The sequence below is a fragment of the Clostridium sp. UBA7339 genome, assembly GCF_002470865.1.
GTDB lineage: Bacteria > Bacillota > Clostridia > Clostridiales > Clostridiaceae > Clostridium_J > Clostridium_J sulfidigenes.
In genome coordinates, this window is record NZ_DKPI01000012.1 from 59,416 (window position 1) to 80,579 (window position 21,164).

The following is a 21,164-nucleotide window of genomic DNA, read 5'->3' on the forward strand; positions in this document are numbered from 1 at the left end:
CCATATTATTGTCCTCACTTTCTTATATTTTCGCAGATGGCAGCTTGGCCACCTGCATAATTGTCATTGAATACTTTGAATTAGCTTAAGAAATCCTCATCTGCATCAGATACGAAGTCATCTTCAGCTCTAGACTTACCGCCAAGAGGTTCTCCATCACGAATCTTTTGAAGATTGTTAAGACCGCATGCAATTCCTTTATTACCATTGCTGTTAAAAGCGTAAAGGTTAATAGAAGCTCTACCATAAACGCCGCTATAAACTTCGGAACGTTCCATGATTGGATTGCGGTCAGCGTCAACAATACCAGGTGCAGAAGCAGAGTTGGCGTTGATGAAGTAGCTGTTTGCGTAAGCAGGGTCATCGGGTCTTTCAATATCACCATCTCTCATAGGGATTTTGATAATGGAAAGTGAAGGTACGCTCTTTCCGTTACCTTTAAGCTTAGACTTGCCTTCTTCGTATGCAGCTTCTATAGCAGCATTGATTTTTGCAACAGTTGTAGTATCTGATTTTGGAATAATAAGAGATACGCTGTATTTAGGGGCTCCTCCGTTAATGGATTTTGCATCCCAGACATTTGCATAGCTCCAACGTGTATTTACTCCTGTGATTACTTTTGTAAGGTTTTGAATCTTTGTCATATTATATTTCCTCCTTAAAATTTTCATTGAAATCATTTTGTGCTGTATTCATAACCGGTCTTTTATCAGATTCTGGTACGAGAGCAGGTTTCCCAGGCGGTTTATATATGAGCTCGCCCAGTAGCTCTTCGAAACGTTTTTTACCAAGAAGTGTAGTCATAGCAGTAACGCCAAGAACTTTCTTTTCATAAGGAGCGAAGCCAGCTTTAGTAATAGATTCGGCAACTACAACTTCGTCTGTATATTTGCGATTGCTACGGCCTTCAACAACTTTGAATCCTTCATAATGAGTTCCAGATTGTGCCTGTTGCAGTGCATAATCCTTGATGTCGTTACCCCAGGAAATTAACTGGTCAATCTTTGGTAGAATTGCTGCTATTTCAATATCATCCAAGGTCGCAGGCATTTCAAAGTCATATTTTGCAAGAGCCAGATTATGTTCTGCACGTTTGCGGCAGGTAGCTTTTACTTTGCAAAATTGGCAGTGGTCACCTGCATTAAATTCACCTTTGCCTTCATAGGCAAGTTTTGCTGTTGGTGCAAGGACTTCATTGGCCCAAGTTAAAAGCTCGTCTTTATTAATAGCAAAGGTATCGACGTTGTTTCTACGTGGTTGGAAGATACTCATTTTTACTTCGTTGATATCATAGAGACTATCAAAGATTTCTAAAGCACCGATGGCATAGCAGAAAAGTTGTGAATTGTTTTCCGCTTCTACAAGTACCCCAAGACCATGTTTGTAGTCGATTATATGAAGAACATCATCTGCAACAATGACGCAGTCACCGGTTCCAAATCCGTTCTCAACAAAACGAGAGAAGTCCAGCTTTTGCTCTACAATAACTTGTGGATATTTGCAGTGAGATTTCGCTTCCTGCAGCTGCTCCATAACAAAGTTACAATATTCCTCTGCACAATTTTGCATTTCTGCATTATAGTAGGAGAGGTTTGGCGTTGGGTCTTTCACATCTCGTCCTAGCGCTTTCTCTACAAGGTAGGCACATAATTCATGACAGTCGGTACCTTCTTGTGCATAGGTCGAGGTATGATCCGGAAGTGCTTCACATAGCTTTGCGCTAGGCGGACAGTTTATCCACCTATGGCTAGCGGAAGCAGATAAGAAAGCATGTTTAGCCATTTCCAATTACCTCCGCTTCAGCTACAACAGCTGCATAATTTTCTGGTTCTAAGGCACTTAACTTATCAGCTCCATACTTTGAAAGTAAGGATTTTACTTCTTTACCATAACCACTTGCTGATTTTCCAGATAAGATACCACGTACGTCCTCCTTAGAGTAGGTCTTCATTTTAGACTGTTCCTCTATTACAGGAAGTGCTTTTGTTTTAGTCATGGTTACAGCTTTTGGTTCGGGTAGATTCTCTGTAGAAAACATATCCTTTAGTTGTTTAGCAGCTTTAATCATACCTTCGCCACAGACTGTTAAATCTTGAACAGCCTTCAGTATTCCTTCTCCGCAGCTAATCATTTCGTCGATTACCATTGATAATTCACTCATCTTACTCACTTGGATTTTCCTCCTTTTTCACATTTTGTTGTCTGAGCTTAGTAGCCAGTCTTTTTGATACAACACTGATTGCGATAAGTACATCGATAAGCTCCTCGTCGGTAGCATCATCAAACTGACTATTGTCATTCATGTCTGCCTGCATCTGCAGCACCTCCATTTCCGAAAGGCTTTGTTCCTTTCTAACTTCCTAAGTAGGTTTGAGAGATTATTTTCCGGTTTCATAGAAAATTTTCTTGAATTTTTTGTGGACCAGATTTCTTGTTTTCATCTCTTACACCTTTCTAAGTAGATTGGAGGAGCAGTTTTCCGGTGACAAATAAAAAAAGTCCGAGTCTGTTTTCGCTTATATAAGGAAGCGATAGCAGCTCGGATTATTTTTGATGAATACAAAGAAAAGGACCAGCAAGTTCCGGCCCCTAAAGGTTTATTAATACATAATGCTATGAGGTTTATTTGGAAGTATATTTATGGTTCCGTCTATACATTTCATACAACTAATATTGCCTGAGATTCTTTGCTTAGTTGTACTAAAAGCATTAGCAAATGTAGCGATAATGAATCGCGTATCTTGTTTTCCAAATCGTTTGATGTACTTACGAATGATTCTTCTTATCATCTTGTTACTCATTGTTGTTCCCTCCTTATTTTAATTTGTAAGTGGCTCTGCGTCCGTATTTACCCATATTTACAAATTCGATTCCTAGGTCTGGATTATCTTCGATGTAGTTATAGAAGTTTTTTCCAAAGACGCCAGCTGGTCCACGTTCGATTGTCCACTCATCGCCATATACATCGGGGAGAGTGAACTCTTTGTTTTTGAAATCTCCTTGCTGGATTCTTTTTACAGCCTCTTCAGGTGTGAAGATGGTGTTTATTTGGAATAGAGTATTGCGAATATAATCCTGAATACTCAAATTTTCATATTCAGCCATTTGCTTCAGTTTTTGATAATATTCTTCGTTTAATGCAAATCTGATTGTTGGCATAACGCACCTCCGTATAATTCATTACATTAAGAGCACTGCTCTATGATAACAATATAACATGCAGTGCTTTCAATGTAAAATGGTTTTTTGAAAAAAATTTATTTGGACCGGAAAAAGTTTCACCACCTGTACTTAGGAAGTTAGAAGGAGTTTATCTTCTTACTTTCTATAGAAACGAGGTGAAGTTTTATGGGATAAGTTTTAAAAATCAGGAAGGCTATGCAGATCCAACAGCATACCAGGCGCTTACACAGATAGAAAATGAAGCGAGAAAGTATCAACCGCTCGTATATATCTGTTCACCGTTCTCTGGTGATATCAAAGGTAATACAGAAAAAGCCAAGAAGTACAGTAGATTTGCAGTTGATGCAGGAGCTATAGCATTTGCACCGCACCTTTTGTTGCCTTTGTACATGAGGGAGGATACAGAACGTGAACTTGCTATGTTTATAGATATGGTCTTTCTGGGAAAATGCGATGAACTTTGGGCCTTTGGTGATGTGATATCGGAAGGTATGCAAGTAGAGATTAACAAAGCAAAAAAGAAGAACATGACAATCCGTTATTTTACGGAAGATTTAGTGGAGGCATAAGAGATGCAACTAACATTATTTACAGCAAACTGTGCCGGCAATAAAGCAAATTGCAGTTATCCCAATCAGATGCATGTCACATGTGCAAAGGAGATGCAAAAAGCAGTAAGGGCCGACCACGTATGCGCAATGTACAAAGAGAATTACAGAAGCATTGATAATTTTATAAGCTCAGATTGTATGGTTATGGATATTGATAATGACCATTCGGAAAATCCGGCAGATTGGATTACAGCAGAAAAAATTGAATCTCTTTTTGAAGATGTGGACTACGTGCTCACGACAAGCCGCCACCACATGATTTCAAAAGAAGGAAAAACTGCAAGACCGAAGTACCATATTTATTTTCCTATTGAGGAGTGCAGTAATGCAAATGCCTATGGTGCTATGAAGGTTTCACTTCAAAAGAAATATACTTTCTTTGACGATAACGCACTGGATGCAGCCAGATTCCTATTTGGTGCAGAAAGTGATGATGTTGTTTGGTATGAAGGCTGGCTAACAGTAGATGACTTGGTGGAACCGGAGGCGGATTTTGATGAAGAGGATACTTCATCAAGTGGTCCTATTTTAGAAGGAAGCCGCAACAATACCATGTCTCGCTTTGCGGGAAGAGTGCTAAAACGTTACGGAATTACAGAAAAAGCTCGTGACGCATTTTTGGAACACGCAAAGAAATGTGATCCACCACTGCCAGATGAGGAGCTAGATACCATTTGGGCCAGCGCAGTTCGTTTCTTTAATAAGAAGGTCGTAAGTCAGGATGGATATGTTCCACCTGAAGAGTACAATGCAGATTTTGAAGGTTCTTCTTTGAAACCAGAGGATTACTCTGATATTGGAGAAGCCAAAGTGCTGGTGCGTGAGTATGGAAATGAACTGAAATATACCAATGCTACGGACTATCTTCGTTATGACGGAGATTGCTGGCAGGAGGATAAACAGTTAGCTATCGGTGCAGTTGAGGAGTTTTTAGATTTGCAGCTGGCGGATGCTCAGGATGAACTTCAAAAGGCAACTGAAGCACTAATTGGTGCTGGGGTTCCTGAAGAAATCGTAAAAGCTGGTGGAGCTACACTCTCAAAAGAAGTATCAGGTAATCAGATGGGACCATATTTTAGGTTTATTGGCGCCCAGACTTATTTAAAATTCGTATTAAAGCGTCGTGATTATAAGTTTATTATGGCAACAGCAAATACTGCCAAGCCAATGCTGTCTATTTCAGTATCGGATTTAGATAAGGATGAGATCCTCTTAAATACACCAGTAGCAACATACAACCTAAAAAAAGGACTTGCTGGTGAGCAGCCACATGATCCGCATGACTTAATTACCAAGATAACTACCTGCTCTCCAGGAGAGGAAGGTAAACAGTTATGGCTGGATACCTTAAATTTAATCTTTTGTAAAGACCAAGAGCTTATTGATTACGTGCAGCAGGTTGTTGGAATGGCGTCAATCGGAAAAGTATATCAGGAGCACATGATTATTGCTTATGGCGGCGGTGCTAATGGTAAGTCTACCTTCTGGAATACAATCTCACGTATCCTTGGTAGCTATAGTGGAAAGATTTCTGCGGAAGCCCTCACTATGAACTGCAAACGCAATATAAAGCCTGAAATGGCCGAGCTTAAGGGAAAGAGACTTATCATCGCATCAGAAATGGAAGAAGGAACTCGCCTAAATACCGGTGTGGTAAAGCAGCTTTCATCAACTGATGAAATTCAGGCTGAGAAAAAGTATAAGGATCCTTTTAAGTTTGTGCCTTCGCATACACTTGTACTTTATACCAACCACCTGCCAAAGGTTGGGGCCAATGATGATGGTATCTGGAGACGTTTAATTGTCATTCCGTTTAATGCCAAGATTATCGGTAAAAGCGACATCAAAAATTTTGCAGACTACTTATTTGAACACGCCGGTCCGAGCATTATGAGTTGGATAATTGAAGGCGCTGAAAAAGCAATCGCAGCAAATTTTAAGACGGAGCTTCCAAGTGTTGTGAAGGATGCGATAAAAGCATACCGCGAGGATAACGACTGGCTTGGGAAGTTTATAAATGAATGTTGTGAGCTCGACCCATCATATATGGAAAAGTCCGGTGAAGTGTATCAGGCCTATCGTGCCCACTGCATGCAAAACGGTGAATTCATACGTTCAACCTCTGATTTTTACTCAGCGATGGATAAGGCTGGTTATGAAAGACGCAGAGGTGCAAAAGGCGTGCAGGTTAATGGATTGAAATTAAAAGAAGGACAAGACTTCTTGGATTAACAGTGTAGGTCGTTGTAGTTTGTTTCATAAGAATACAACGCAAATTTTCAGAAATAACCTACATTGACTTGCATTTATTCCTTTTGTGTAGGTCTATGTACCTCATATATAAAAAGTCCCTATAGCAAGATTTATAGATAAAAAATAGTTCTAAAGGGGTTTTATGAAAAGACATTCATAGACCTACACAATTGAATTTGATGGGAGGGTACCATGCGAGAGGAAAACATTGAACAGAAGTTAGTTTCTGAAGTGAAAAAGCGTGGTGGCATCTGTCCTAAATGGGTGGCCCAAGGTTACTCAGGCATGCCAGATAGATTGGTATTTATGCCCGGACGAAAGTTTGGCTTGGTGGAAGTAAAATCCCCTGGTGAAAAGCCACGCCCGCTTCAAATATCTAGACATAAATTGTTAAAGTGTCTAGGATTTCATGTTTACGTCCTAGACCAAATAGAGCAAATCGGAGGAATACTTGATGAAATACAATCCACATGATTATCAGAAGTTTGCAATTGAATATATAAAGGAACATCCGGTAGCAGCAGTCATTCTTGCGATGGGTATGGGTAAAACTTCAATTACCCTTACCGCCATCGAAGATTTAATGTATGACAGATTCAATATTAGCAAGGTGTTGATTGTTGCACCACTACGTGTTGCCAGCACTGTATGGAGTGATGAGATAAAGCAGTGGGACCATTTGAAGCACCTGCGTTATTCTAAGATTCTTGGTACAGAAAAAGAACGTCTTGCTGGAATAAAAAAGGATGCAGATATTTATCTGATTAACCGCGAAAATCTACAGTGGCTGATTGAAAAAAGCGGAGCTCCTTTTGATTATGATATGGTTGTAATTGATGAGTTATCATCTTTTAAGAACTGGAGCAGCAAGCGCTTTAAAGCATTCATGAAAGTACGACCGAAGGTAAAAAGAGTGGTAGGTCTTACAGGTACGCCTTCTTCCAATGGACTGATGGATTTGTTTGCAGAATTTAAGGTGCTAGATATGGGAGAGCGCCTTGGAAGATTTATTACACAGTACCGAAGTAATTACTTTAGGCCCGATCGTATGAACGGACATGTTGTTTATAACTATAAGTTACTGACTGGAGCTGAAGAAAGAATTTACGAAAAAATATCGGATATCACAATCTCCATGAAAGCAATGGACCATTTGAAAATGCCAGAACTTATTAACAACAGCTACCCGGTGTATATGGATGAAAAGGAAGAGCGGTATTACGAAGATATGAAAAAGGATCTGGTGATTCCCTATATTGGTGAAGATGAGATTACTGCAGCAAATGCAGCGGTGCTTTCAAATAAATTATGCCAAATGGCAAATGGTGCAGTGTATTTGGATAATCAGCAAATTGGTCATATACATGATAGGAAGCTAGATGCCCTAGAAGATATTATCGAAGCTGCAAATGGAAATCCAATCTTGGTTGCATATTGGTTCCAGCATGACCTTGAAAGAATTATAAAAAGGCTGGAAGCGTTAAAAGTTGATTATGCACGATTAACAAAAGAAGATAGTATCCGCAGATGGAATAACGGTGAACTTCAAGTAGCTTTAATACATCCTGCATCAGCAGGACATGGACTAAATCTTCAAGCAGGAGGTTCAACTCTTATATGGTTTGGGCTTACTTGGAGTTTAGAACTTTATCAGCAAACTAATGCAAGACTATGGAGACAGGGACAAACAGAAACAGTAGTTATACACCATATTATTACTAAAGGAACAATTGATGAAGACATTATAAAAGCTTTAAAGAGAAAAGAAAAAGTACAATTAGATTTAATAAATGCAGTAAAAGCAAGGGTTGGAGGGGTTAGTAATGAAGATTTATAGAAATAGCATAATAATGGTTGACTTTGGGGAAACACAAGGTTCTGTTCAAAAAGGAATAAGACCAGCAGTAGTAATTCAAAATAACATAGGTAATAAATATTCAACTACAACTATAGTAGTGCCTATAACAGGTAAAATTAAAAAGGTACTCCCAACACACCATGAATTACAAGCTAAAAATTATTGTTGTTTAAAATGTGATAGTACAGTATTAGCAGAGCAAGTATTAACTATATCAAAGAATCAAATTTTAGATGTACTTGGTCATCTAAATGAAGAAGATAGTAAAAAACTTAATAAAATTTTAGCAGTGAGTATAAGTTTAACTAATTTAGCAGGCTAGTATGTGGAGGTGCAATTAATGACTAAACAAGAACTATCCCAGTTATATTATTTAAACAGAGAAATAGAGCATTTGAAAGATAGAATAACAGAGTTAGAGTGTATTGCAACTTCTTCCACTTCAAGAATAACAGGTATGCCACATGCTACAGATATTTCAGATAAAGTTGGTAAATATGCAGCAGAGATTGCAGATCTCAAGGAGTTATTAGATTTAAACTTAAAGAAATGTTTCTATGAACTTAATAGACTAAATAGATATATAGAAAGTATTGAGGACAGTGAGATGAGGATGATTTTAAGTTTAAGATATATTAATGGTTTAAGTTGGGAGCAGGTAGCAGCAAGTATTAGTCCATATGCATCAGGAGAGAGTGTAAGAAAATCACATGAGAGATTCTTAAAAATGAAAAAGTGACGATTTGATAATATTAATCTTATATGATAAAATCTGACGTGTAATACAGATTATACACACTAAATACAAAAATATTAAAATTAATATAATAAAAGGTAGGTTCTTTAGAATGGATAATAAAAAGTTATTGAAGAAATATTCTTTAATAAAAACAATAACAATAATACCTTGTTCAATTATTGCAATTATTTCATGTGTAATATTAGTCATATCTATAATATTCTATAGTTTTAGTACAAGTTGGCAAAATATTAGAATTATTTTAGGTGTTTTTATGATGTTAGGAATAATTATACCTTTGATTATTTTATTTTATTCAGAGAGAGATCGAAAAATTCTTTTAAATGTAGATATAATGGAGTATATTGAGTTAATAAAGAAAAATAATATAAATTCTAATTTTTTATATTATGATTTAATAGATATTATATTCTCTATAATTAGAATGAAATATTTATACAATGATTATAAAGATAGTAATAAAGTTACAATTATAAATTCATTGCATAGGATTCTTCAAGAAAATAGTCATAATGGTTTGGCAAATAGTTTTGTTTATAAAGATAAAGAAGGATTTGCAGAATTATGCGACTATATAATTCAATGTTATATTTCAGAGAATAAATTATTAGTACAAGAAGGATGTATATATAATAAGTATCTTGAATTAGAAAATAAGGCTGAAAATAAGAAAACTAAAAATAATATAGCATTTAAATTGAAAACTATTTTACCAAAAACAAAAATAATATTACTTTTTACATGCATTATTTTTTGCCCATTTTATAAGATTAATTCATGGATCTTTAATTTTGTTACTATAATATTGCTATCGATTGATATATTTCAACAGAAGGATATAAATCGATAAATATAATTACAAAATTATTGGAAAAATTAATTGTTGGGAATTATAACAAATTTATGAAAATAAATAATTTAATAAAATTTGACCGTTTTGTCCGTTTAACATATGTTATTATAATATTATAGAAAATAAAGATAAAAGCATCTTCCATAAAACTGCTGGTGCTTTTCTTGCATGTATGTGGGTGAATAAAATGCCAAGAAAACCATTAAACCATTGTAAATATATTAACTGTCCTAAACTTACAGAAAAAAACTATTGTGAAGAACATAAAAAACTTTATGCAAATGATAGAGCTGATGCGTCAAGCAGAGGTTATGATAGCAGATGGAGAATAGCTAGAAAAAGATTTTTAAAAGCTAATCCTCTGTGTGTTAGATGCAAGGGAAAAGGTAAGCTTACTAAAGCAACTGTTGTAGATCATATTAAACCACATAGAGGTGACAAGGTATTGTTTTGGGACGAGAGCAATTGGCAGCCACTTTGTAAGAGGTGTCATGATACAAAGACAATGACTGAAGATAGATTGGTAATTTATAAATATTAAAAAATATGACGTCTACTTTGGAAAGCACTTGCTCTACCTTCTGAGCTATCTCATTAATTCCCATAGAAACAAAAATGTAAAACATACTGCCTATAAATTTCATAAGCATCCCTCCTTGTAATAATAAAACAGTTGAAGTCAAATACAATGAGGATAACAGAAGTATTGGGAATATAATATGAGAACTGGATTTGAACCAGTGACCAAGTGCATGCCAAAATAGACGTCTTAAATTAATTATATTATATATGTAACATTTATACAAGAAGTATTATAGGTATAATTGTACTAGGGGGGTATCAAATCTTAAATGAAGGACGAGCTGACGACCGCCACCCAGTCACGTGTGAATTTTCGCAGAATTAACTAAGGGGGGTACTAAAAAATCTCAAAATAAGAACTGCAAATTAAGTAACTGCAAAGAGTTGTGGTTGCTTTTTTTATTGCGTAAATATTTATTGAAGGGAGTAGCTTATATGACCAGGGATGAAAAAGAAAAAAATAAAGAATTGAGATTAAAAGGTATGGGGTATAAAGCAATTGCTAATCTTCTAGGGTTAACTAGAGATAGTGTTAGAGGATTTTGTAAGCGTAATAGTCTTTCTGGAGATTCCTGTGTTGTTGCTCTTAATGTTGAAGAAAAAGTTAAAAGAAATATACTTTGTGCTTATTGTGAAAATCCATTAAAACAAAAATCCACAGGTAGAATAAGAAGATTTTGTTGTGATGACTGTAGGAGAAAATGGTGGAAAGAGCATGAAGCTGAGAGAAAGAAAAATAAGGAACATATTTATCATTATGTGTGCCCTTATTGTGGAAAAGAATTCAGTGTTTATGGCAATAAGAAGCGTAAGTATTGTAGCCATAACTGTTATATAAAAGATAGATTTTGGAGGGAAGAGGATGGAGTTTAAAAAGTTAAAAATAGATTCACTGGTGCCTGCTGGGTATAATCCAAGGAAAAAACTAAAGCCAGGAGATAGTGAATTTGAGAAAATAAAAAATAGTATTAATGAATTTGGATATGTTGACCCTGTTATTGTAAATAAGGATATGACAGTAATAGGAGGTCACCAAAGAATATCTGTATTAAAGACATTAGGATTTGAAGAAATAGATTGTGTAGTTATTGATGTTGATAAGACTAAAGAAAAGGCTTTAAACATTGCTCTTAATAAAATAAGTGGTGAATGGAATAAGGAACTACTTGCTGACTTAATTCAGGATTTACAATCTTTAGACTATGATACTACTTTTACAGGTTTTGAGCCTCCAGAGATTGATGCTCTGTTTAATGAACTTCATCCAAAGGGTGTTAAAGAAGATAACTTTGATGAAGCTCCACCAGAAGTACCAATTACAAAACAAGGTGATATTTGGATACTAGGAAGGCATCGTTTAATATGTGGAGATAGTACAAAGCTTGAGACTTATAAAAAGCTTATGGAAGATAAGAAAGCAAATTTAGTTGTAACTGATCCACCATACAATGTTGCTTATGAAGGAACAGCTGGAACAATTCAAAATGATAATATGGATGATAAGAAGTTTTATGAATTTCTTCTTAATGCTTATAAAGGTATGTATGAAAGTCTTGCAGATGGTGGTTCAATTTATGTATTCCATGCTGATAGGGAAACTGTTAACTTTAGGTTAGCTTTTAAAGATGCTGGTTTCTTTTGTCATCAAACCTGTATTTGGATTAAAAATTCTCCGGTTCTTGGCCGCTGTGATTATCAATATAACCATGAACCTGTACTTGTAGGATGGAAACCTACTTCAGGTCATAAGTTTTATGGAGATAGAAAACAAAGAACTACTTGGAATTTTGATAGACCTACAAAATCAAAATATCATCCTACTATGAAACCTATTGCTTTAGTAGCTTATCCTATTACAAATTCAAGCTTAACTAACTCTATTGTATTAGATCCTTTTGGAGGAAGTGGTTCAACTCTTATAGCTTGTGAGCAGACCGATAGAATTTGCCATACCATAGAGCTTGATGAAAAGTATGCTGATGTCATAGTAAAAAGATATATTGAGCAAGTGAACTCTGATGAAGGTGTATTTTTAATAAGAGATGGAGAAAAAATTAGCTTTAAAAATATCAGCAATATTAAATAAATGACTTGCTATATGTGTGCTTTAGAGTGATATATAGTATAACAAAAAACACACATGGAGGTTAAAGCAATGAAAGCATTATTTGGAAGAAAGGTTTTAAACCTTAAGGAACTAAAGGAACTTACCAAGGAATCAAAGGAAGACGGGATAAAAGGAACAGAATATCAAGTCACAAGAGAAATTAAATTAAGTGATGAGGAGTTTAAAGAATTTGCAAAAGACTTTTTTGAAGACCAGCCTTGGATAACAAAAGAAGATGGAGGTTACAACGATAAGGGAGAATTAAGGTGCATAAGAGTTAGAAATACAAAAACAAATAAAAGCATTTTAGTAGATTCGGAGGGTTATAACTACCCAAGATACACAGCAATTGAAAAGTAAAAGTCAAGCCACCAAGAGGTGGTTTTTCTTTTGTCTTAAAGTTGTAAAAATTGTCGTTCAAATTATGAGTTTTTGTTGATAGAAATTATCAATTATAACTGGATATATACTTCTTTCAGAGGTAATATGTACACTACCAAAAGGTAATAAACACACTTTGAAAGGAGAGAAAACATTGAAAAATCAAACAATCGGAGTAGAGATTGAAATGACAGGAATTACAAGAGAAAAAGCTGCAGAGATTACTGCAAAGGTTTTAGAAGGAAATATCGGAAGAACTTATGATGGTTACGATACATACCTTATAAAAGCAGCAGAAGGAAGAACATGGAAGGTAATGAGTGATGCAAGTATTCAAACAATGAAAAAAGAAAAAGGTAGATTAGTTTCAGCAGACAGAAGTTACAGTGTTGAACTAGTAACACCAATTCTAAGGTATGATGAGGACATTGAAAAGCTTCAAGAACTAGTAAGACAACTTAGACATGCAGGTGCAGTTAGTGAAAGTAGATTACAATGTGGGATCCATATACACATAGGAGCAAAAGAACATACACCAAACACTTTAAAAAACTTAGTAAATCTAATGGCTGCCAAGGAGGATTTAATTTACAAGAGTCTTGAGATAGACCCAGCAAGGGTTAGATATTGCAGAAAAGTTAATGAAAATTTGATAGAAACAATTAATAAGAAAAAACCTAAAACGTTAAAAGAACTTGCTGATGCTTGGTATAGAGGTTATGGAATTGAAAATAGAGAGCGCCATTACCATACAAGCAGATATCATGGACTAAACCTGCATAGCACTTTTACCAAAGGAACAATTGAATTTAGACTTTTCAATGGGACCATGCACGCAGGCAAAATTAGAAGTTACATAGTTTTCTGCCTAGCCATTAGCCATCAAGCCTTAAAGCAAAAGAGTGCTAGTGCAAAACGTACCCATACAGACAATGAAAAATATACCTTTAGGTGTTGGCTTCTTAGACTAGGGCTTATAGGAGATGAATTTAAAAATTGTAGACAACATCTCATGAGGGCACTTGACGGAGATTGTGCCTTTAGAAGACCAAGGGTTGCTTGAAGGTAAAGCACAGTTACAAAGGGGCAGAAATGCCCTCTGTGGCAAATAAATTTATATAAAGGAGAAATGATAAAATGACTAGAAATATAAAATTATATGGAGCTTATGGTTCTAATATGAACCTAGAGCAAATGAGGCATAGATGTCCAAAGGCTAAGATTGCAGGTACAGGAACACTTGAAGGGTATAAATTAACCTTTAGAGGTAGGTATAAAGGGGTTGCAAATATTGAGCCTTGTAAGAACAAAGAAGTACCAATTGTTTTATGGGAAATAACTGAGGATTGTGAAACAGCATTGGATCTATATGAAGGGTATCCTAATCTATATGTAAAAAAGGAAGTTCAAGTTAAGGTGAAAGGTAAACCCAAAACTGTGATGGTTTATATTATGGCTAAACAATATACCCATATGGTAGCAGCTCCTACAGAATATTATTTCAATGTGATTTCTAGAGGATACTCGGACAATGATATTGATTTAAAATCTCTACAAATTGCATATTCAGAATGTTTATCTCAAATAAACAATCAAGATAAAATGAACGATAAAATAAAAATATAATTTTATCTAAAATTATCTTGAATTTATCTAAAGTGGTGATATAATGAAATTAAGAAGAATTTAAGGAGAGATTTAGATGAATTATGAAAAGATAGTTTTAGAATTATTTGCTAGGGTGAAAGAATTAGAGGAAAAGGTAGAAGAATTGGAAGATAAAACATCGTTAAATAATAATGCTATATCGAAAGATATGGAATCAGAAGATGAAGATATAAAGATAACAAGGAATTATTCAAGGCAGTATGTTATAGAGAAGTTCAGGGAAAATAACCCAAATGTTCTAGTAGATAAGGCTAATAGGTCTATGGGTGGGGGTATTGTAATAAAAGATAAGAGTTCAAGAAAAATAATAAAAGCTAAATTCTATCATAGTAAGAGCTATAATGATGAATGTCCATCAGGTTGGCATACAGTAAATGAAGAAGAATTGTTAAATAGCGATATAGATAGTTTTATTTTTAATCTTGAATATCAAAAGAAGTTTTATACTTTTATTTTTACAACTGATGAACTTAGAGGGTACGTGAAAGATAAAGATAAAGATCAAAATAATAATTACTATTTCTATTTTAATATCAAAGACCAAAAAGCACTTGAATATAGAGATGGAGAAAAAGATGTTACAAAATATCTAAATAGATGGGGTATAGTTTCTCAAATAATTTAGTTATAAAATAAAATTGTTAAGAGCCGAAAGGCTCTTTTCTTATGATAAATTTTAAAGATGGGAGGTGAAATCTATGGCACAAAGAGGAAGAAAACCAAAACCTACTGCAGTAAAAGAACTTGAAGGTAATCCAGGAAAAAGAGCACTTAATGAATTTGAACCAAAGCCTAAAAAGAAAGCACCAAAGTGTCCTACTTGGCTTGATGCTGAAGCTAAAAAGGAGTGGAGAAGAGTTGCTAAGCAGCTTGAAGAGCTTGGAGTATTAACAGAAGTTGATATGGCTGCTTTTGCTGGATATTGTGAAGCTTATGCTCGCTGGAAAGAAGCAGAAGAGTTTATATCAAAACATGGAACAATTGTAAAAACACCAAGTGGATATTGGCAACAAGTGCCACAGGTATCTATTGCCCAAACTTATCTTAAGATTATGATTAAGTTCTGTGAGCAGTTTGGACTAACACCTTCTTCAAGAAGTAGAATTGTTGCAGATAAAGGTTCTAATGATTGTTTAGATCCTATGGAAATGATGCTAAGGGGTGAGATGAAATAATGTATGATGAAGCAAAAGCACAGAGAGCTGTAAATTTCATTAATTGCTTAAAGCATACAAAAGGTCAGTGGAGAGGTGTTCTTTTCGATTTACTTCCGTGGCAAGATAAAATTATTAAAGATATATTTGGAAATGTTAAAGAAAATGGATATCGTCAGTATAATACTGCATATGTTGAAATTCCAAAAAAGAATGGGAAATCAGAACTTGCAGCAGCAGTAGCACTACTCATGACTTGCGGAGATAATGAATGGGGAGCAGAGGTTTATGGTTGTGCTTCTGATAGGCAACAAGCTTCTATAGTATTTGATGTTGCAGTTGAAATGGTAGAACAATGCCCAGCACTTAAAAAAAGAATTAAGCCTATAATGTCAATGAAAAGACTGGTATATAAACCTACAAATAGCTTTTACCAGGTTCTTTCAGCTGAAGCCTATACAAAACATGGACTTAATGTACATTCAGTTATTTTCGATGAACTTCATGCACAACCCAATAGAGAGTTATTTGATGTAATGACTAAAGGTTCAGGAGATGCAAGACTACAGCCATTATTTTTCCTAATAACTACAGCTGGTACAGATAGAAATTCTATATGCTTTGAACAACACCAAAAGGCCCAGGACATAATTGAAGGTAGAAAGATAGATAAAACCTTTTATCCAGTTATATATGGTATAGATGATAATGTTGATTGGGGAGATGAAAAGAACTGGTATAAAGCTAATCCATCTTTAGGTCATACTATTGATATAGAAAAGGTTAGAAATGCTTATAATAGTGCAAAGGAAAACTCAGCAGAAGAAAATATATTTAGACAGTTAAGATTAAATCAATGGGTAAAACAATCTACTCGTTGGATGCAGATGGATAAGTGGGACGAGTGTGATTTTAATATAGATATAGATTCATTAAGAGGCAGAGAATGTTATGGAGGACTTGACCTTTCAAGTACCACTGACGTTACTGCTTTTGTTTTAGTTTTTCCTCCAAGAACACCTGAGGAAAGATATATAGTAATTCCTTACTTTTGGATACCGGAAGATAATTTAAAGCTTAGGGTGAGAAGGGATCATGTGCCTTATGATGTGTGGGAGAAACAAGGATTTATAAAAACCACAGAAGGAAATGTGGTTCACTATGGATTTATAGAAACATTTATAGAAGAACTTCATACTAAGTATAATATTAGAGAAATAGCCTTTGACCGTTGGGGAGCAGTGCAAATGGTACAAAATCTTGAAGGCATGGGATTTACAGTAGTACCATTTGGACAAGGATACAAAGATATGTCACCATCTTCTAAGGAATTAATGAAGCTAACACTTGAAAAGAAAATAGCACATGGAGGAAACCCAGTGCTTAGGTGGATGATGGATAACATTTATGTTAAAACAGACCCAGCGGGAAATATTAAGCCTGATAAAGAAAAAAGTACAGAGAAAATTGATGGTGCTGTAGCTCTGATAATGGCACTTGATAGAGCCATTAGGAATCAAGGAAGTTGTGGAAGTGTTTATGATGATAGAGGGATTTTGATATTATAGAACACAAAGCTAATTATGAAAAGTTTCATATAAAATGCGTAAATAATGCAATTCTAGTAAAGAGATCTATTATTTTTAAATTTGTAAATATGTTATATAATATACTTATAAATTTATAGAAGGTAGGTAAAAATATGGGAGCAAATGTAATTTCAATTATAAATTATAAAGGTGGTGTCGGCAAAACTACTAGTACTTATAATATTGCTTTGGGTTTATCTTTTTTGAATAATCACAAAGTTCTTATTGTTGACTTAGATCCACAGTGTTCTTTAAGTACTATTTGCATGAAAGCTTTATCAGATACAAAAGGAAAAGCTATGAATGTATCTGATTTACAACCAGAACAGACAATTAATTCAGTAATCAAGGATTACTTAACATGTGAAAATAATAATCCAAACATTAACTTGAATACGCTTATTACAAAAAATTTCTATACAAAATATGATGGTGAAGTGTTAGAAAATGTTGATTTTATACCTGCAACTATGTATGAAAAACGTGATAGTGAGTATGATAAAGGATTAGATGATTTAGAAATTGATATAATAAGAAATTTCTCCAATAAAGTTTCACAATTAGATCTAGTTACAATATTTTCAAAGTTTTTTGTTGATACTAAAATTAATGAAAAATATGATTTTATTCTATTTGACTGTCCCCCAGCTAATAATATAATTACTCAAAATGCGTTATTAGTTTCAGATCATTATTTAATTCCAACAATTATGGATGATATGAGTAGTAACGGAATAAATCACCTTATAAATGTTATTAATAATTCAGTTTATCAAGAAATTTATAATAATAATAGGCGCGTAATAGACAGATGTAGTAGTGGAAGTTATCTTGAATTTTTAAAAAAAAGAGCTAATTTTCTAGGCGTTTTTGAAACAATGAGAAAAACACAGATCCGTTATAACTATAGAGATTTAGTAGAAACTAAATTTGACAAGAAGCTTTTTGGAGAGATTATTTATCATCATAAAGGTACTGCCGATGGAGTTTCATCTGGAAAAGCTTGTTTTTCTTTAAATATTAACCCGGATAATTCTGAATATTCACCACATAATACGTATGGAAATTTAGTACTAAGTATTTTAGAACGCTTAAATATTAAAAAGGTAACAAATACTAAAATTAATGAATGGTTATAATACAGATGGTAATGAATGGAGATTAAAAATAATGCAAATTTCAAGTAAAGAATTATTACAATATTTGAATATTTCATATAAAATTTTAACGGTAGCTAAAACAGAATTAGATACTGAGCGATTAAAGGATATAATTAATGCTATAAAAAATAATGAATATGAACTAAATAATGTAGAAAGTGAAAAAAAGGTAAAAACAAAGATAAATGATGAAGTGATATTAGATTGTTTAGTTAAACTAAAGAATGGATTTAAATTAAATGATAAAGAATTTAAAATATTTAGTGAATACTGCAGTCAAAATATAATGATGAAATTTATAGTAGATGAGGAATATGGGAAATTATTTGAGTATTTATCTAAAAATAAGCAAATTTTAAAAAAAGATTTATCAGTAATATATCAGTACCTTACTAGTAAAAAAACTAAATCAATTAAGATAGATCAAATGATTTATGAAATAAAGAATCATATTTATAAAGTGAAAAATTTTGAGGATATGGATGAAAATTTCAAACAATTAACTAAAAATAAGAAAAACAATATATATTAGTAAGAGAAAAGCACTTATATTAAAGTGCTTTTTTTATACCTATTTTTAGGAGGTAAATAAAGTGAAAATACCATTTATGTCAAGTTTAATAAAATCTAGAGCAGGCCCTAAAAATAGTTTTTGGAGTAGCACTTATAGTTTCTTCTCTGGAAGTACTACAAGTGGTAAAACAGTAAATGAAAGAACAGCAATGCAAACTACTGCAGTTTATGCTTGTGTTAGAATACTTGCTGAAACAATAGCTTCATTGCCACTTCATACCTATAGATACACTGAAACAGGTAAAGAGAAATCCATGGAACATTCAATATATCATTTCCTAGCAGATGAACCAAACCCAGAGATGACCTCATTTGTGTTTAGAGAAACACTTATGGGTCATCTTTTATTATGGGGAAATGCTTATGCTCAGATTATAAGGGATGGTAGGGGCAAAGTTATAGCTCTATATCCACTAATGCCTAATATAATGTCTGTAAAAAGAGCTGATAATGGTGAAATATACTATGTTTATTGCAAAGAAGGACAGGATTATACTCTCAGGAGTGATGAAGTTTTGCACATTCCTGGTCTTGGATTTGATGGTTTAATTGGTTATTCCCCAATAGCTATGGCTAAAAATGCAATAGGTATGGCAATAGCAACTGAAGAGTATGGAGCTAGTTTCTTTGCAAATGGAGCAAATCCAGGGGGAGTTCTTGAACATCCTGGAATAGTAAAGGACCCAGCTAGGGTTAGAGAAAGTTGGAATAGTGTATACCAAGGAACTAAAAATGCACATAGAGTTGCAGTATTAGAAGAAGGAATGAAGTTTCAAAGTATAGGTATTCCGCCAGAACAAGCACAGTTCTTACAAACTAGAAAATTTCAATTAAACGAGATAGCAAGGATATTTAGAATTCCACCTCATATGATTGGAGATTTAGATAAATCAAGTTTTTCTAATATTGAACAGCAATCACTTGAGTTTGTTATGTACACCCTTGATCCTTGGGTTGTTAGATGGGAGCAGGCTATTAAAAGAGCATTGTTTACTGAAAGTGAAAAGAAGCAGTATTTTGTTAAATTCAATGTAGATGGATTACTTAGAGGAGACTATCAAAGCCGAATGAATGGGTATGCAGTTGGAAGACAGAATGGGTGGTTATCAAGTAATGATATAAGAGAACTTGAAAATCTTAATAGGATACCAGAGGAACTAGGAGGAGATTTATATTTAATCAATGGAAACATGACAAAACTTGCTGATGCAGGTGCATTTGCTAATAAAAATAATGGAGGTGATGTCAAACTTGAAAATAGAGGTAATTGATGATTATACGAAATGCACATTAGAAAAAGGTCAATCATTTATTATTGATATTGAAGATACTTCAATTTTATATAAATATAAATGGAGAATGAATGCTTTAGGATATGTTTTTTATGGACACTCGGGTTTATTACATCGGCTAATAATGAAACCACCAGCAAAAGAAGTAGTTGATCATATTAATGGTAGGCCCTGGGATTGTAGAAGAAAAAATATGAGAATTGCATCACAAAAACAGAATAGCTATAATTGTAGAATTGGTAAAAATAATAAAACTGGATTTAAAGGTGTTAGTTTTTCTGCTTCTAGACAGCTGTATGAAGCTTGTATTTGTGTAGATAGAAAAACAAGACATCTTGGAAGATATAAAACTGCTATTGAAGCTGCTCATGCATATAATCGAGCGGCTTCTTTTTATTTCGGAGAGTATGCAAAGTTAAATATTATTGGAGGTGAAGTAGATGAAACGGAAGTTTTGGAATTGGCTTAACAATGATGATAGCAGAACTATTTTTCTTAATGGAGAAATATCGGATGAAACCTGGTATGGAGATGAAGTTACCCCAAAACTATTTAAACAAGAACTGTATTCAGGAGATGGGGACATTATAGTTTGGGTCAACTCTCCAGGTGGATGTGTATTTGCAGCAAGTCAAATTTATAATATGCTGATGGACTATAAAGGAAAAGTCACAGTGAAAATTGATGGAATAGCAGCTAGTGCAGCTTCAGTTATTGCTATGGCAGGTGAAGAAGTACTGATATCACCAACTGGACTAATTATGATTCATAATCCAATGACTATTGCTTTTGGTGATGCTGTGGAGATGGGAAAAGCAGTTACAATGCTTAGTGAAGTTAAAGAAAGTATTATAAATGCTTATGAGATAAAAACAGGGCTTTCAAGAGAAAAATTAGCTAGTTTTATGGACAATGAAACTTGGTTTAATGCTAAAAAAGCTGTTGAACTTGGGTTTGCTGATAAAATCCTATTTTCTGAAAATCGTACAGATTCTCCTGAAAGTGAGGGAGCATCTTTTAGCAATATGTCAATCACTAACTCACTTTTAAATAAATTGCCTAATAAAAAGAAAAACGAACCAAATGGAATTCAAATTGAAAATCTTTATAAGAGATTAAATTTAATAAAATAATGGAGGA

27 protein-coding genes are annotated in these 21,164 nt (G+C 34.0%); 21 read left to right on the forward strand and 6 right to left on the reverse strand.

The annotated features are described in order from the left end of the window. Positions 1-80: 80 nt before the first annotated feature. From B2S02_RS12050 to B2S02_RS12075, 6 genes are all read right to left on the reverse strand, one after another. A complete protein-coding gene (locus B2S02_RS12050) occupies positions 81-644 on the reverse strand; it encodes a DUF2815 family protein (protein WP_346920765.1) in 564 nt (187 codons plus the stop codon). 1 nt (position 645) lies between these two features. Beyond that, positions 646-1,782 (reverse strand): DUF2800 domain-containing protein, encoded by a 1,137-nt coding sequence (locus B2S02_RS12055; protein WP_346920766.1) that lies wholly within the window; start codon positions 1,780-1,782, stop codon positions 646-648. Next, positions 1,775-2,170, reverse strand: a complete 396-nt coding sequence (locus B2S02_RS12060; protein WP_346920767.1) for a hypothetical protein — start codon at positions 2,168-2,170, stop codon at positions 1,775-1,777. Before B2S02_RS12060 ends, B2S02_RS12055 begins: the two co-directional genes overlap by 8 nt. Next, the gene (locus tag B2S02_RS12065; RefSeq protein ID WP_346920768.1) at positions 2,163-2,315 is read right to left on the reverse strand and encodes a hypothetical protein; all 153 of its coding nucleotides are present in this window, start codon (positions 2,313-2,315) and stop codon (positions 2,163-2,165) included. Before B2S02_RS12065 ends, B2S02_RS12060 begins: the two co-directional genes overlap by 8 nt. 285 nt (positions 2,316-2,600) lie before the next feature. Continuing rightward, positions 2,601-2,801: a hypothetical protein gene (locus tag B2S02_RS12070; RefSeq protein ID WP_346920769.1), complete on the reverse strand. Its 201-nt coding sequence runs from the start codon at positions 2,799-2,801 to the stop codon at positions 2,601-2,603. A gap of 13 nt (positions 2,802-2,814) precedes the next feature. After that, complete coding sequence (locus tag B2S02_RS12075; RefSeq protein WP_346920770.1) at positions 2,815-3,159, reverse strand: DUF1413 domain-containing protein; 345 nt, start codon at positions 3,157-3,159, stop codon at positions 2,815-2,817. A 179-nt stretch (positions 3,160-3,338) separates the two neighbouring features. Here B2S02_RS12075 and B2S02_RS12080 point away from each other — a divergent pair, with 179 nt between their 5' ends. From B2S02_RS12080 to B2S02_RS12180, 21 genes are all read left to right on the forward strand, one after another. Next, positions 3,339-3,752 carry a DUF4406 domain-containing protein gene (locus tag B2S02_RS12080; protein ID WP_346920771.1) on the forward strand — a complete coding sequence of 138 codons (414 nt, stop codon included), beginning with the start codon at positions 3,339-3,341 and terminating at the stop codon, positions 3,750-3,752. Positions 3,753-3,755: 3 nt separating this feature from the next. Then, the gene (locus tag B2S02_RS12085) at positions 3,756-6,026 is read left to right on the forward strand and encodes a phage/plasmid primase, P4 family (protein ID WP_346920772.1); all 2,271 of its coding nucleotides are present in this window, start codon (positions 3,756-3,758) and stop codon (positions 6,024-6,026) included. Positions 6,027-6,239: 213 nt separating this feature from the next. Continuing rightward, complete coding sequence (locus B2S02_RS12090; protein ID WP_346920773.1) at positions 6,240-6,521, forward strand: VRR-NUC domain-containing protein; 282 nt, start codon at positions 6,240-6,242, stop codon at positions 6,519-6,521. Then, a complete protein-coding gene (locus B2S02_RS12095) occupies positions 6,502-7,884 on the forward strand; it encodes a DEAD/DEAH box helicase (protein ID WP_346920774.1) in 1,383 nt (460 codons plus the stop codon). Before B2S02_RS12090 ends, B2S02_RS12095 begins: the two co-directional genes overlap by 20 nt. After that, the gene (locus B2S02_RS12100; protein ID WP_346920775.1) at positions 7,871-8,227 is read left to right on the forward strand and encodes a type II toxin-antitoxin system PemK/MazF family toxin; all 357 of its coding nucleotides are present in this window, start codon (positions 7,871-7,873) and stop codon (positions 8,225-8,227) included. Before B2S02_RS12095 ends, B2S02_RS12100 begins: the two co-directional genes overlap by 14 nt. 18 nt (positions 8,228-8,245) lie before the next feature. Then, positions 8,246-8,644: an RNA polymerase subunit sigma-24 gene (locus B2S02_RS12105; protein ID WP_346920776.1), complete on the forward strand. Its 399-nt coding sequence runs from the start codon at positions 8,246-8,248 to the stop codon at positions 8,642-8,644. A gap of 109 nt (positions 8,645-8,753) precedes the next feature. Then, positions 8,754-9,515 (forward strand): hypothetical protein, encoded by a 762-nt coding sequence (locus tag B2S02_RS12110; RefSeq protein WP_346920777.1) that lies wholly within the window; start codon positions 8,754-8,756, stop codon positions 9,513-9,515. A gap of 190 nt (positions 9,516-9,705) precedes the next feature. Continuing rightward, positions 9,706-10,059: an HNH endonuclease signature motif containing protein gene (locus tag B2S02_RS12115; RefSeq protein ID WP_346920778.1), complete on the forward strand. Its 354-nt coding sequence runs from the start codon at positions 9,706-9,708 to the stop codon at positions 10,057-10,059. Positions 10,060-10,535: 476 nt separating this feature from the next. Then, complete coding sequence (locus tag B2S02_RS12120; protein WP_346920779.1) at positions 10,536-10,973, forward strand: RNA polymerase subunit sigma-70; 438 nt, start codon at positions 10,536-10,538, stop codon at positions 10,971-10,973. After that, on the forward strand, positions 10,963-12,186 hold the full coding sequence (locus B2S02_RS12125) for a site-specific DNA-methyltransferase (protein ID WP_346920780.1): 1,224 nt from the start codon (positions 10,963-10,965) through the stop codon (positions 12,184-12,186). The genes B2S02_RS12120 and B2S02_RS12125 overlap by 11 nt, the downstream gene beginning before the upstream one ends. Before the next feature lie 69 nt (positions 12,187-12,255). Beyond that, positions 12,256-12,567, forward strand: a complete 312-nt coding sequence (locus B2S02_RS12130; RefSeq protein ID WP_346920781.1) for a DUF6329 domain-containing protein — start codon at positions 12,256-12,258, stop codon at positions 12,565-12,567. Between the two features lie 175 nt (positions 12,568-12,742). Beyond that, positions 12,743-13,651, forward strand: a complete 909-nt coding sequence (locus B2S02_RS12135) for an amidoligase family protein (protein ID WP_346920782.1) — start codon at positions 12,743-12,745, stop codon at positions 13,649-13,651. A 74-nt stretch (positions 13,652-13,725) separates the two neighbouring features. After that, positions 13,726-14,214: a gamma-glutamylcyclotransferase family protein gene (locus tag B2S02_RS12140; protein WP_346920783.1), complete on the forward strand. Its 489-nt coding sequence runs from the start codon at positions 13,726-13,728 to the stop codon at positions 14,212-14,214. 76 nt (positions 14,215-14,290) lie between these two features. After that, a complete protein-coding gene (locus tag B2S02_RS12145) occupies positions 14,291-14,881 on the forward strand; it encodes a hypothetical protein (RefSeq protein WP_346920784.1) in 591 nt (196 codons plus the stop codon). Positions 14,882-14,954: 73 nt separating this feature from the next. Beyond that, positions 14,955-15,431 carry a phage terminase small subunit P27 family gene (locus B2S02_RS12150; RefSeq protein ID WP_147520369.1) on the forward strand — a complete coding sequence of 159 codons (477 nt, stop codon included), beginning with the start codon at positions 14,955-14,957 and terminating at the stop codon, positions 15,429-15,431. Next, positions 15,431-16,978: a terminase large subunit gene (locus tag B2S02_RS12155; RefSeq protein WP_346920785.1), complete on the forward strand. Its 1,548-nt coding sequence runs from the start codon at positions 15,431-15,433 to the stop codon at positions 16,976-16,978. Before B2S02_RS12150 ends, B2S02_RS12155 begins: the two co-directional genes overlap by 1 nt. Before the next feature lie 134 nt (positions 16,979-17,112). Next, positions 17,113-18,138, forward strand: coding sequence for a ParA family protein (locus tag B2S02_RS12160; protein ID WP_346920786.1), 1,026 nt, complete (start codon positions 17,113-17,115; stop codon positions 18,136-18,138). After that, complete coding sequence (locus tag B2S02_RS12165; protein ID WP_346920787.1) at positions 18,125-18,691, forward strand: hypothetical protein; 567 nt, start codon at positions 18,125-18,127, stop codon at positions 18,689-18,691. The genes B2S02_RS12160 and B2S02_RS12165 overlap by 14 nt, the downstream gene beginning before the upstream one ends. A gap of 76 nt (positions 18,692-18,767) precedes the next feature. Further along, positions 18,768-20,003: a phage portal protein gene (locus B2S02_RS12170; RefSeq protein WP_414632895.1), complete on the forward strand. Its 1,236-nt coding sequence runs from the start codon at positions 18,768-18,770 to the stop codon at positions 20,001-20,003. After that, positions 19,975-20,493 (forward strand): HNH endonuclease, encoded by a 519-nt coding sequence (locus B2S02_RS12175; protein WP_346920788.1) that lies wholly within the window; start codon positions 19,975-19,977, stop codon positions 20,491-20,493. The genes B2S02_RS12170 and B2S02_RS12175 overlap by 29 nt, the downstream gene beginning before the upstream one ends. After that, positions 20,465-21,157, forward strand: coding sequence for a head maturation protease, ClpP-related (locus tag B2S02_RS12180; RefSeq protein ID WP_346920789.1), 693 nt, complete (start codon positions 20,465-20,467; stop codon positions 21,155-21,157). The genes B2S02_RS12175 and B2S02_RS12180 overlap by 29 nt, the downstream gene beginning before the upstream one ends. The last annotated feature ends 7 nt before the right edge of the window (positions 21,158-21,164 follow it).